Genomic DNA, 12763 nt, shown 5'->3' with positions numbered 1-12763 from the left:
TGAAAGTTTTTTTTAATCGAATATTCGCAATCAATCATAATACCTTGTCTCGTTGAGCCTTCTGACTCCACTCAAGACAAACTTAAGTCGGGGGGTTATTAGGCTCAACGTCATGGCAATGAAGTCTCGACCTGACAACTTTTTGTTTGCATGATTGATTTCGGACAATCGGATTTTTTAAATATAGAAATAAACCATCAAAAAGAAAGATTATCCGAATAGATGAGCGACCACATCTTCAATCTTGGATACTTTTTGTACCCGTATCCCCGTTCTTTTTAGGCCGATTTTGTTGTTTTTGGAGACAAATATGGTAGAGAAGCCTAATTTCTCCGCTTCAAGAATGCGTTGGTCCACCCGTTGCACGGGTCTAATTTCACCAGCAAGTCCTACTTCCGCTGCAAAACAAGTGCCTTTTTCAATGGGAATATCGGAGTTACTGGATAAAATAGCGGCCATTACGGCCAAATCAATGGCTGGGTCGTCCACGGAGATTCCACCGGTAATATTTAAAAAAACATCCTTGGCTGCTAGTTTAAAACCCGCTCGTTTCTCCAAAACGGCCAAAAGCATGTTCAACCTTTTGGCATTGAAACCTGTTGCGGATCGTTGTGGTGTTCCGTAAACGGCGGTGCTCACCAAAGCCTGTATTTCAATAAGCAAAGGTCGCATACCTTCAACAGTTGCCGCAATAGCAGTACCGCTCAGGTCTTCCTCATTTTTGGAGATCAATACTTCGGATGGATTGTTCACTTCGCGTAAACCACTTCCTTGCATTTCGTAAATACCCAGTTCGGCTGTGGAACCAAATCGGTTTTTGAGGGAACGAAGGATACGATACACGTAATTGCGATCACCTTCAAATTGGAGAACGGTATCGACCATGTGCTCCAAAATCTTGGGACCTGCAATAGTACCATCCTTGGTGATATGACCTACCAAAATAACAGGGGTATGGCTCTCTTTCGCAAATTTGATGAGTTCGGCAGTGCTTTCACGGATTTGTGAAATGCTTCCAGCTGCGGATTCGATATAATCGGTGTGCAGTGTTTGAATGGAATCTATAATGACCAAATCGGGCTCAATGGTGGATATTTGCTGAAAAATGTTTTGGGTTTTGGTCTCGGTAAGAATGTAGCAATTTTCGCTCTTGGGTTGAATGCGGTCGGCTCGCATTTTAATTTGCCGTTGACTTTCTTCCCCTGAAACATATAGAATTTTGTAGGGCAGTTTTAACGCAATTTGAAGCAACAAGGTACTTTTTCCAATACCAGGTTCTCCTCCCAGTAAAGTAAGCGAACCTGGTACCAATCCACCTCCCAAAACGCGGTTGAACTCTTGGTCTTTGGTATCCAACCGGAGTTCTTTTTCTTGCGTGATTTCGGAAACCTTAAGGGGTTTGTTGGCCTGTTTGGCGACCTTGTCGGTCTTCCAACTTTTTTTATCCTCTTTTTGGACCACTTCTTCCACAATTGTGTTCCACTCTTTGCAAGAGGAACATTGCCCAATCCATTTTGGGAATTGGGTTCCACAGTTTTGACAAAAAAATGCTGTTTTGGTTTTGGCCATTAAAAATAAATGAGATGTCTAAGATATGGATTTTTGAACCTTATCCGATTTGTGCAAGTTAACCGAAACCAAATAAAGACCTACCTGACCAAAAAATGCTTTATAACACTGGGTTTTAAATGTGGTTTTATTTTGTCAGCACTGAATATGATAACACCTAACTTTATAGCAACAAAAAATCCTGTGGAGCTAGCTCCACAGGATTAATCTAAAGTCCATTAATCTGTCAACCTATTTCAGGTTAACCAAGAATTTATTTTTTAATCGGCCAGAACAATTACTTTATTGTCCTTCATCTCAACAGTACCGCTTGAGATTGCCAAAACAGTTTCTCCATTTTTTCCTTTTGAAAACTTATCGGCAAAGGCTTCATCTATAGTGATGTTGCCCTTTACTTTTACGTTTCCCTTTTGCAACAAAGAAACCACAGGTGCGTGGTTCTCCAGCATTTGGAACTCGCCATTTATACCAGGAACGGTAACCGCAGTTACATCGCCTGAGAATAAGGTAGCTTCGGGTGATACTATTTCTAAATACATATTTTCTCTTGTAATTCCCGTGGAAACGGGAATCTTTTAAACTTTGACTTAATTAACAATGGGATTCCTGCTTCCGCAGGAATGACACTATGCTTCCGCCAACATTTTCTCTCCAGCCTCTATGGCTTCCTCGATGGTACCTTTAAGGTTAAAGGCAGATTCTGGCAGGTGATCTAGTTTCCCGTCCATAATCATGTTAAATCCTTTGATGGTCTCTTTAATGTCCACCAATACACCAGGAATACCAGTAAACTGTTCCGCTACGTGGAATGGCTGTGACAAGAAACGCTGTACACGTCTTGCTCTACCTACGGCCAATTTATCTTCTTCAGAAAGTTCCTCCATACCCAAGATGGCAATAATATCTTGAAGCTCTTTATAGCGTTGCAACAACTCTTTTACACGTTGTGCACAGTCGTAATGCTCTTTACCCAAAATTTCAGGGGTCAAAATCCTTGAAGTGGAGTCCAATGGATCTACAGCAGGATAAATCCCCAACTCGGCAATTTTACGTGAAAGTACGGTAGTGGCATCCAAGTGGGCAAATGTTGTTGCCGGTGCCGGATCCGTCAAGTCATCCGCAGGAACGTAAACCGCCTGTACCGATGTAATGGAACCTCTTTTTGTTGATGTAATCCTTTCCTGCATGGCACCCATTTCTGTGGCCAATGTTGGTTGGTAACCTACCGCGGATGGCATACGACCTAAAAGTGCCGATACCTCGGAACCTGCTTGGGTAAAACGGAAAATATTATCTACGAAGAAAAGAACGTCTTTACCTTGTCCTTCTCCCGATCCATCACGGAAATATTCTGCAATGGTCAATCCAGACAATGCCACACGAGCACGTGCTCCCGGTGGTTCGTTCATCTGACCGAACACAAAGGTTGCCTTGGATTCTTTCATGGCGCTTTTGTCTACCTTGGACAAATCCCATCCTCCTTCTTCCATGGAGTGCAAGAAATCGTCCCCGTATTTTATAATGCCGGACTCCAACATCTCACGTAGCAAATCGTTTCCTTCACGAGTACGCTCTCCAACACCTGCGAACACGGATAAACCACCGTGGCCTTTTGCAATGTTGTTGATCAACTCCTGAATCAATACGGTTTTACCAACCCCGGCACCACCAAACAATCCAATCTTACCACCTTTTGCATAAGGTTCGATAAGGTCGATTACTTTAATACCTGTAAAAAGTACTTCTGTAGAAGTAGAAAGGTCTTCAAATTTTGGTGCTTCACGGTGAATTGGAAGTCCGTTGTCTCCAGTTTTAGGCAGTTCTTCCAAACCATCGATGGCATCACCGATTACATTGAAAAGACGTCCGTAAACATCTTCGCCAATTGGCATTTGAATTGGATTTCCGGTAGCTACTACCTCTACACCTCTGCTCAAACCATCGGTAGAGTCCATAGAGATGGTTCTTACGGTATTCTCACCAATGTGTGATTGTACTTCGAGAACCAATCTTGAGCCATCAGCTTTTGCTATTTCAAGTGAGTCATAAATTCTTGGGATTTCCACCCCTGATTCAAACTCAACATCAATGACCGGGCCTATAATTTGGGCAACCTTACCTGTTACTTTAGACATTAGTATGTTTATTTATAATTGAATACGCGGAAAATGACCGCTATTTTTTCGGCTGCAAAGATATGCTTTTACATTTTTATTCAGAAACCGATTTCAGTTTTTTTTAAAGAAAAAAGGCGTTGGAAAACCCAACGCCCTTAGTTTTGCTTGTTAGCTGTTGTTTAAGGGTTTATGCTCCAAGACAAATAGTATATCGAACCGATAAACCCTGTACCGATTGCCGTGTAGTATTCATCACCCAACAGATTAGATCCCCCCAGTTTGAAAACTGATTTGATGGATGGAACCGAATAGTTGATCTGGGCATCCAACACAGTATATGCTGGAATATTGCCATCGGCAAACGAAGCTTCCCAGTAATAGCTGTCGCTCCAACGGTAGTTAACGTTAAAACCAAAGTTTTTGAAGAGCGCCGCATTCCCGAAAGATGCTTTTACCTTGTGCTTTGGTGTATTAAAATTGGTTCTTAAATCCGGGTACTTTCCTTCATCAATATCCAATTCCGCGAATGTGTAGTTAACCCCTAGATCAAAGTTCCCAAGTTTGGTATCCACCCCAACTGTACCCCCGTAGGAGTTGATGTCTGCCTCGGAATTGGTATAGGTTTGATACACTTGGTAATCTCCGTTCTGAAGTGCCAACAAGGAAAGACCTCCATCTCCTGCTTCACCATAAAAAGGAACAGCTGTGGTGGTATTGGCCAAAAAGTCGGAATAGCTATTGTAGTATCCGCTCAAGTCAATGGTGAACTTACCCACTTGCCCACGATAACCTGCTTCATAAGCTATGATTTCCTCAGGTTTAACAAGTGGTGTATTTACTGCTTCAGGAGCCCCAGCTTGTAGTGAACTAACGGAGTACGCATTTTCATAGGCTTCACGACCAACGATTTCCACCGTTGCAGGTTGGCCCAAATCGTCCTGAGCCTTTTGGCTTATATTAAATGTTCTTACATCTCGATCAAGGTTGGATGGTGCAGAACCTACAAAAATAGCACGACCTGCATTCAAACCGATGAACAAATCCTGCGTTGTTGGATTTCTAAATCCTTGCTGTACAGAAACCCTAAGGTTATGGTTTCTTTCCTCTCCCAAGGTGTAGGCTAAAGAAAGTCTTGGCGAAAGGAATCCGTCAAAAAACTCATTTTTATCGTAACGGGCAGAACCTGTAAATTTTAAACGGTCGTCCAAAAATTTCTTTTGTACTTGAAGATAAGCTCCGTATTCGTTGTATTTGATAGGTCCGTCAATGTCAGTAAAGATGGTTCCGTTGGAATTTAATTCGTATTCTCTGAACGACCCACCAATTTGGATATCGGCCCAATCATCAATCAGGTGGGCAATATTGTAATTACCGTTTACGTGACGGAATTTCGTTTTATCAATGAACTTTGCCCCTGTGGTTAAGTCCCCATCATTGATTACTTTGTTGAATGCATTCTGAAAAGCAGCTGTCCCTGGAATCAATCGCCCTTCGTCCGCATAAGCTCTTGCCGCGGCATGTGCCTGTACTGATGCATCCTCACGAGAAGTTCCTTGCTGAACAAGTCCTAAAAAAGTAGGTATATATCTTCCTGCATAATCACCAAACCATGATCTTTCGGTAGGGTCATCTGGGTTAGGAGCATCTCTCTTCCATAATCTATTGACATTGATTGCGGCAAAGCGAGTATCGTAGGCATCACCCGAGTTTTCGGAAACGATGTATCCCCTTAAAAAGAAATTATCGTTTTTGATTTCGAGTTTATGCTGTTGCATGGTAAATCCGGCCACGGCATAGCGGTTGGCACCTTGGTAAATTGTGGTACCCCTACCAATTCTACTGTTAAGAATCACTTCCAAATCATCGGCAAATGGCCTGTAATGCAATGCAAAATCGGCTTTTACACTTTCCGCACCATAGTCAGCCAAATCGGCTTCATCATACCCTGTTCTGGAAACCAGTGCAGACCCAACAGTTCCTGATGGTAAGCCAGCCGCCGCATCAAAGTCCAATACTGTAGAAACCTCATCGCCATATACATTCAACCCGTCGTAGGCTGGATTGGAACGGTCTGCTCCTGGATTGTTCAAATCCTCTCTACTGTTGGCATGCCAATCCTCACCGGTCAGAACCGATAGGTTTGCCTTAACGGCCACTTTGTCGCTAAATGCGTGGGCCGCACGCACACCAAAATCTTTATAAAAATTGCTTCCAGCCGCATCTTGGGTGGTTACCCCGCCTTTGGCGTAGGCACTAATCCCTTGAAAATCGAATGGGTTTTTACTTGTCATGAACAGAATACCGTTAAAGGCACCTGCACCATATAATGCAGATGAAGCTCCTGGAAGAATTTCTACACTCTGCACATCTAACTCGGACATGCCCACAAGGTTACCCAGTACGAAATTAAGTCCCGGGGCGGTGTTGTCCATGCCATCTACCAACTGCAAGAACCTGTTGTTGGCAAAAGTTGCAAAACCTCTGGTATTGACGGATTGAAATGTTAAACTGTTTGTATTGATGTCCACTCCCTTCAAGTTTTGAAGACCTCCATAAAAGGATTCTGCCGTAGTGTTTTTAATTTCCCTGAGACCAAATCTTTCAACGGATACGGGAGACTCAAAAATACGTTCCGGTGTTCTTGATGCTGAGATCACAATTTCATCCAACATGGTGTTGGCTTCCGAAAGTGTGATGGTAAGTGTCTGGTTGTTTGAAGTGACATTGGCTGTAAAATCCGAGAAACCTATACTGGAAAATTGAAGCTGAAAAGGGGGTTCTTCATCAGTATTAAAGGTAAAGTTTCCATCAAAGTCCGTAGTGGTTCCTTCTGCTTTCCCTACCAAGACCACATTGGCTCCCGGTATTGGATCGTTATTTTCATCAACTACCTTTCCCTGTACGGTGGTCTGACCATAAGTTGCCAAACCCAACAGCATTAGGGAAAGAAACATAAGTTTTTTCATTTGCTATGGATTAGAGTTAATTTAGTTATTGTGCATGTTAAGTACCAATCGGGAAGATACATTTTTTTTTATTTCGATTATACAAATTTGAAAAAAATTATGCATGCATAATACTTTTTTGGCAAAAAATCCAGTTCAAATATATGTTTTCAACAAAAAAGGTGCTATATCCAGCACCTTTTTTGTTTGGTCTTATGTTTTTACTTTCTATTCTACCGTAACGGATTTAGCCAAATTTCTTGGCTGGTCCACATTACATCCTCTCATTACTGCGATATGGTATGAAAGCAATTGTAAGGGAATTGTTGTGAGTAGCGGTGATAGGCATTCCGAAGTCTCTGGTACCTCGATTACGTGGTCCGCCAACTCTTTTACGGTTTCGTCACCTTCTGTTACTATGGCTATGATTCGCCCTTTTCTGGATTTTATTTCCTGGATATTGCTCACTACTTTTTCGTAGTGCCCTTTCTTGGTGGCAATCACTACGACTGGCATTTGCTCATCGATCAGAGCGATGGGTCCATGTTTCATCTCTGCGGCGGGATAGCCTTCTGCATGGATGTAACTGATTTCCTTTAATTTTAATGCTCCTTCCAGCGCCACAGGGAAATTATATCCTCTTCCCAAATATAGGCAGTTAGGAGAATCTTTATAAGTTTGGGATATTTCTTCCACCAAAGTATTGGACAACAATGCCTTTTCCACTTTAGCCGGTACAGCTTCCAACTCTGCTAAGTATTCATGGTACTTGGATTGGGAGAGAGTTCCTTTTTCTTGCGCCAATTTTAAAGCAATCAGGGTCAATACCGTGATCTGTGTGGTAAATGCCTTGGTAGAGGCCACTCCTATTTCCGGTCCAGCATGTGTATAGGCACCTGCATGGGTTTCTCTGGCTATGGATGAGCCCACTACGTTACAAACACCAAACACAAATGCTCCTTTTTCCTTGGCTAGTTTTATGGCAGCTAAAGTATCGGCGGTTTCCCCTGATTGGGAAATGGCTATGAGCACATCCTTCTCTGTAATTACCGGGTTACGGTACCTGAATTCTGAGGCATATTCCACTTCAACAGGTATCCGTACCATGTCCTCAAAAATATATTCCGCTACCAAACCAGCGTGCCACGAAGTACCGCAGGCTACTATTATGATTCTGTTTGCGTTGAGGAATTTTTCCAGGTTCTGATCAATGCCGGACATTTTAATGATGCCCTTATCTGCTAACAAACGTCCCCTGTAGGTATCCAATATAGCCTTTGGCTGCTCATAGATTTCTTTGAGCATGAAATGGTCGTACCCGCCCTTTTCTATTTCTTCCAGATTGAGCTGTAACTCTAGAATATTGGGGTAGGCAATCGAATCATCCTTTATTTTGCGCAGTTTGATTTCCTTGCCAATCCTTACAATGGCCATTTCCTCGTCTTCAAGGTAAACGGCGTTGTTGGTAAACTCTATAAACGGTGAGGCATCGGAAGCAATAAAATATTCGTTTTCGCCGATTCCAATAGCGAGGGGACTACCTAACTTGGCTACCACGATTTCATCGGGTTTGTTTTTATCAAAAACAGCAATGGCATAAGCCCCTACAACTTGGTTCAATGCAATTTGAACTGCGTGCCCCAGTTTCACCCCTTCTTTTTTCTTGACCTCTTCAATTAGGTTGATGAGCACTTCGGTATCGGTATCCGATTCAAAGGTGTAGCCTCTTTTGATAAGTGCTTGTTTAATGGACTCATAGTTTTCTATGATTCCATTGTGAATGATCACCAAATCACCTGAATTGGAGAAATGGGGGTGTGAATTTACATCGTTTGGAACTCCGTGGGTCGCCCATCTTGTATGCCCCAAGCCCAACTTTCCTTTAGTGGGGATAGAAGCTTCGGCCTTGTTTTTTAAATCTTCAACTTTGCCCTTTGTTTTGGCAAGATGTATGTTTTCTCCATCGAACAAGGTAACTCCGGCACTATCGTAGCCTCTATATTCGAGTCTTTGAAGACCTTTTATTATAACTGGATAGGCTTCTCTATGACCAATGTAACCTACTATTCCACACATAAGATTTTTTTAGTTAATTACCATTTGGGGGTTGGTCAACAAATTTAAAAGGTATACGTTAAAATATGCAGTTCTGGTTATTTAAAACGATAAACGCCCAAAAAACTACGATAAATACGTACTTTTAATTGGCTTCGGTGTAGTGAATTTCCAATTTAAGTTTCTTACTTTCCTCTCCATCAGAAACATTGCTCCCATATAAAACCGTACCCAAAGGACTTATGGCTGCCGCGACAGGGTAATCAATTCCCTGCATATCGCTACCAACCGCTTCTTGAACACCTATAAGGTTAATATTAGGGGTCAAAGTCAGCCCTAATTTGGCGTTTGCAGAATCCCTGACAATAATATTATTGATGTGCTCCGTAATACGGATCTTATATTTTACGCCCCTGTCATTTTCTTTCTCCAAAAGTCCACCATGATTTAGAAAGTATGTTAATGGATTTGAACCGGAATTAACTGTTGGGTCTTCATTGGATGCATCAAATAGGGGTCGATTGGTTTCTGCATTGTACAAATAAAGCCTCGGAGGCTCTACAACCGACTCGTCCAACGTTTGACGATCTACATAAAATACCAAATTAGCTTCGTTGATCACCCAATTGTTCTGCTTGATCTGGTTAATAATGTTCGCCCCCCCGTTTTCCACTTCTTCAAACAAGCGTACCTCGGCAAGTGTGGCACCGCCTTTTACATATATTCTAGAAGCATTTTCTCCACTGTTCATGGCATTCGCTACTTCTGGCGGAAACATTTCGTTCTCAAAAACATTTACGGCATTTCCAGTAACCCCTGTTTGGGAGCTCTCCAAAAAGTTTAATACAAAATCCTTTTCGGATGTTACTTCTTCCTCGGTTTCGGCGTCATAATCATCGTACGTATAGCTAATGGTAATATTTGCTTCGGACAAATCCAGCAAGAACATTAACTGCTCCATATCGGTTCCCGATAAATGTACTCCCCGAAGGAAATTTTTAAAATTGGATCTGCTCAATAGCTCAGCTTGACCTTCCTTGTCCAAAATATTTTGTTGGAAGAACTCCTTGTTTAGCTCTACACGGATACCGGGATTGAGCTTCGTATCTACTTGTGTGGATTCGTCAATATCTTCAGTGTCCGGATCATCCTCCTTATAATCAACAATAATTTCTTCATTATTGACGGAAACCTCTCCACTGAATAAGGTTTCACCTATAAAACTGGAAAAATCCTGATTGGAATAATATTCCTGCGCCTGTTCAAAATTGGAATTTGGATCCAAGTCCCGCAGAAAGTAATTGGACCTAGAAACCACTAAATTGAACGATTGTTCCTTATCTCCGTAAATACTGTCCAAATCGAACTTATTTGGATAATTGTTTGACACAAAATTATCCCCGGTTCCATCCTCATCGGGGTCATAGGGGTTTGAACCTTGGACCCGCTCTTGATTGTCGGTCACCCCGTCACCGTCCCAGTCGGAATTAGGGTCGTCAACGTCATCGTCGCTTTCCAAATCATCGGGTACGCCATCTCCGTCCGAATCGGGCGAAGGTGATGTTTGAAAAGGTATGAATAAATAGACCTCCTTTACGGTTTCGTTCTCTTGATCGTTATCCGGATCGTCCTCGTCTGCTTGGGAAATATCACCAAAGGTGGGCGATGTTGTGGACAACTGAAGCTGGGAAATGATGCTGGCCTTTCTTTGTCCATAAATGGGGTCATTAAAGGTGCCCAATTGGTACAGTGGCAGTTTATTGGTCTGTACCGCTGTAATGCCTTTGTTGTAGGCAAACACATCGTACTCCACTTTACCGGTAGTGAAAGGCTCTCCTGCAACAACACCTTCGCCTATGGTGTCCAATTCGTCTTCACAAGAGGCAATTAGTAAAAACAAAGTTCCAAACAGTGCCGAAACTTTGATAATCTTGGAAAATCTCATTAAATCTATTTTAAAACCTCTGTATTATAGAAATTTGTGTATGCCTCTTCTGCTTCTTGAAGCGAAACATAGGGCAAAACAGGTACGGAAAGATTGTCTATATGGCTTTTTAGGTCATCGGACAATTCCTCCGCGGCTAAAATAACGGCATCGGAATGATCTACGGCAACCTTTAACAAATTATTATACTCGGGATGGGACAGTGCAGAAATTTCTTCTTTGTCTATGCCATCAAAAGCTATTTTATCTATCATGGCAGTATCGAGCTCTCCCTCAAAATCTTTACCATATACTGATGTTACAATTCTACTTTCGGAGAACAAAGGCTCATCTGCATAGTATTTTCTCAGGTAAAGCGGCACCAAGGAAGCCATCCATCCATGCACATGGATGATGTCTGGGGACCAGTTCAATTTTTTTACCGTTTCCACAACTCCTTTTGCAAAGAATATTGCGCGCTCGTCGTTATCCGGAAACAAATTCCCATCAGCATCGGCAAACGTTGCCTTTCTTTTAAAGTATTCGTCGTTGTCTATAAAATAGACTTGGATTCGCTCTTTTGGTATGGATGCCACCTTAATAATCAAGGGCATATCCATATCGTTGATCACCAGGTTCATCCCTGATAAACGTATTACCTCATGTAATTGATGCCTCCTTTCGTTGATGTTTCCATACCTTGGCATAAATATGCGGATTTGTCCACCGTTACTGTTCACCATTCTAGGCGCTTCGTACGACATTAAGGAAACAGGATTCTCTGGGAGGTAGGGAACTAATTCAGAAGATACAAACAATACCTTTTTACCATTCATAAACACTTTCTTTTGTTTATCCGAAAAACATAGCTGCAAAAGTACAAAAATTATGCTGATTAGCTGTATTTATAGTATTTTTGCACCCTTTTGTACCTGTATATGAAGATATTCGACCGTAAAAAAGAACTCAACGCCTTTACCTTGGAGCAGCGCAACAAAGACCGCACCATTGGTCTTGTACCCACTATGGGGGCGCTCCATACCGGTCATATCTCCTTGATAAAAAAGGCCCTTTCGGAAAATGATTTGGTGGTGGCCAGCATTTTTGTGAACCCTACACAGTTCGACAAAAAGGACGATCTTGATAAATATCCAAGAACTTTTGAAAAGGACATCGACCTCTTAAAACAGGTTTCGGACAAGATTGTGGTATTTGCCCCTACGGTCGATGAAATCTATGAAGGGAAAGTTACCTCTGAATCCTATGAGTTTGATGGTTTGGACAAAGTAATGGAAGGCGAGTTCAGAGCAGGTCATTTTGACGGTGTCGGCACCATCGTGGAACTTTTGCTGAGAACGGTAGCACCTGACAGTGCCTATTTTGGGGAAAAAGACTTCCAACAATTGCAGATTATCCGAAAAATGGCAGAAATCAAGAATTTGCCCTATACCATTATAGGTTGCCCCATTGAAAGGGAACCAAACGGTTTGGCCATGAGTTCCCGCAATGAGAGACTGTCAAAAAAAACCCGCGAAGCGGCTGGTTTCATCCACAGAACGCTACAAGCTGCCAAAGCTAAATTTGGCACGAAAAGTGCTGCATACATAACGGATTGGGTAAAATCCGAATTTGAGGAACATCCTTTGTTTGATCTGGAATATTTTGAAATTACCGACGAGAACACGCTCACCCCAGCTTTAAAAATACAGGACAACCAAAAATATAGAGCATTTATAGCCGTTTACGCAGATGGCGTACGCTTAATTGATAATCTAAGATTGAATTGATAATTTTGCACCATGCAAGTAGAAGTCGTAAAATCTAAAATTCACCGAGTAAAAGTTACCGGAGCCGACCTTAATTATATAGGTAGCATTACCATAGACGAAGATCTAATGGATGCCGCCAATATAATTAGGGGCGAAAAAGTGCAGATTGTGAACAACAACAACGGTGAACGATTGGAAACCTACGCCATTCCCGGCCCAAGAGGCTCCGGAGAGCTGACCCTTAACGGTGCTGCCGCCAGAAAAGTGGCCGTAGGAGACGTATTGATCCTGATCACCTACGCTTGGATGAATATTGAAGAGGCAAAAACATTTAATCCCGCATTGGTGTTCCCCAACGAGGAAACCAATCTACTCAAGTAAATT

General features: G+C 42.2%; 9 protein-coding genes. 2 read left to right on the top strand and 7 right to left on the bottom strand.

The annotated features are described in order from the left end of the window. Window positions 1-210: 210 nt before the first annotated feature. The 7 genes from radA to AC13CC_RS02270 all read right to left on the bottom strand — a co-directional run bounded on the left by radA (window position 211) and on the right by AC13CC_RS02270 (window position 11446). Window positions 211-1569 (bottom strand): DNA repair protein RadA, encoded by a 1359-nt coding sequence (gene radA / locus AC13CC_RS02300; protein ID WP_482877842.1) that lies wholly within the window; start codon window positions 1567-1569, stop codon window positions 211-213. A 260-nt stretch (window positions 1570-1829) separates the two neighbouring features. Next, window positions 1830-2108: a F0F1 ATP synthase subunit delta/epsilon gene (locus AC13CC_RS02295; RefSeq protein ID WP_482877841.1), complete on the bottom strand. Its 279-nt coding sequence runs from the start codon at window positions 2106-2108 to the stop codon at window positions 1830-1832. 87 nt (window positions 2109-2195) lie between these two features. Continuing rightward, a complete protein-coding gene (atpD, locus tag AC13CC_RS02290) occupies window positions 2196-3704 on the bottom strand; it encodes a F0F1 ATP synthase subunit beta (protein WP_293165804.1) in 1509 nt (502 codons plus the stop codon). Window positions 3705-3865: 161 nt separating this feature from the next. After that, window positions 3866-6652, bottom strand: coding sequence for a TonB-dependent receptor (locus AC13CC_RS02285; protein WP_482877840.1), 2787 nt, complete (start codon window positions 6650-6652; stop codon window positions 3866-3868). A 207-nt stretch (window positions 6653-6859) separates the two neighbouring features. Then, the gene (gene glmS, locus AC13CC_RS02280; RefSeq protein WP_482877839.1) at window positions 6860-8707 is read right to left on the bottom strand and encodes a glutamine--fructose-6-phosphate transaminase (isomerizing); all 1848 of its coding nucleotides are present in this window, start codon (window positions 8705-8707) and stop codon (window positions 6860-6862) included. 124 nt (window positions 8708-8831) lie between these two features. Continuing rightward, entirely contained in the window at window positions 8832-10631 is a 1800-nt protein-coding gene (locus AC13CC_RS02275; RefSeq protein WP_482877838.1) for a DUF4270 domain-containing protein, read from the bottom strand. A 5-nt stretch (window positions 10632-10636) separates the two neighbouring features. Continuing rightward, window positions 10637-11446, bottom strand: coding sequence for a glycogen/starch synthase (locus AC13CC_RS02270; protein ID WP_293165796.1), 810 nt, complete (start codon window positions 11444-11446; stop codon window positions 10637-10639). 102 nt (window positions 11447-11548) lie between these two features. On the opposite strand from AC13CC_RS02270, the gene panC reads away from it, so the two are divergent. Continuing rightward, window positions 11549-12397 carry a pantoate--beta-alanine ligase gene (gene panC / locus AC13CC_RS02265; protein WP_482877837.1) on the top strand — a complete coding sequence of 283 codons (849 nt, stop codon included), beginning with the start codon at window positions 11549-11551 and terminating at the stop codon, window positions 12395-12397. Window positions 12398-12409: 12 nt separating this feature from the next. Next, window positions 12410-12760 (top strand): aspartate 1-decarboxylase, encoded by a 351-nt coding sequence (gene panD, locus AC13CC_RS02260; RefSeq protein ID WP_293165792.1) that lies wholly within the window; start codon window positions 12410-12412, stop codon window positions 12758-12760. The last annotated feature ends 3 nt before the right edge of the window (window positions 12761-12763 follow it).

Source organism: Flagellimonas sp. L-11 (assembly GCF_056857735.1).
Note: the sequence above shows the minus strand (reverse complement) of the source record. Positions and strands in the feature narration are given on the sequence as shown.

What these genes read in the sequence shown, in the direction of transcription:
- atpD (WP_293165804.1), bottom strand. Translation starts at nt 3,704, where the DNA reads ATGTCTAAAGTAACAGGTAAGGTTGCCCAAATTATAGGCCCGGTCATT.
- AC13CC_RS02295 (WP_482877841.1), bottom strand. Translation starts at nt 2,108, where the DNA reads ATGTATTTAGAAATAGTATCACCCGAAGCTACCTTATTCTCAGGCGAT.
- radA (WP_482877842.1), bottom strand. Translation starts at nt 1,569, where the DNA reads ATGGCCAAAACCAAAACAGCATTTTTTTGTCAAAACTGTGGAACCCAA.
- AC13CC_RS02285 (WP_482877840.1), bottom strand. Translation starts at nt 6,652, where the DNA reads ATGAAAAAACTTATGTTTCTTTCCCTAATGCTGTTGGGTTTGGCAACT.
- panD (WP_293165792.1), top strand. Translation starts at nt 12,410, where the DNA reads ATGCAAGTAGAAGTCGTAAAATCTAAAATTCACCGAGTAAAAGTTACC.
- glmS (WP_482877839.1), bottom strand. Translation starts at nt 8,707, where the DNA reads ATGTGTGGAATAGTAGGTTACATTGGTCATAGAGAAGCCTATCCAGTT.
- AC13CC_RS02270 (WP_293165796.1), bottom strand. Translation starts at nt 11,446, where the DNA reads ATGAATGGTAAAAAGGTATTGTTTGTATCTTCTGAATTAGTTCCCTAC.
- AC13CC_RS02275 (WP_482877838.1), bottom strand. Translation starts at nt 10,631, where the DNA reads ATGAGATTTTCCAAGATTATCAAAGTTTCGGCACTGTTTGGAACTTTG.
- panC (WP_482877837.1), top strand. Translation starts at nt 11,549, where the DNA reads ATGAAGATATTCGACCGTAAAAAAGAACTCAACGCCTTTACCTTGGAG.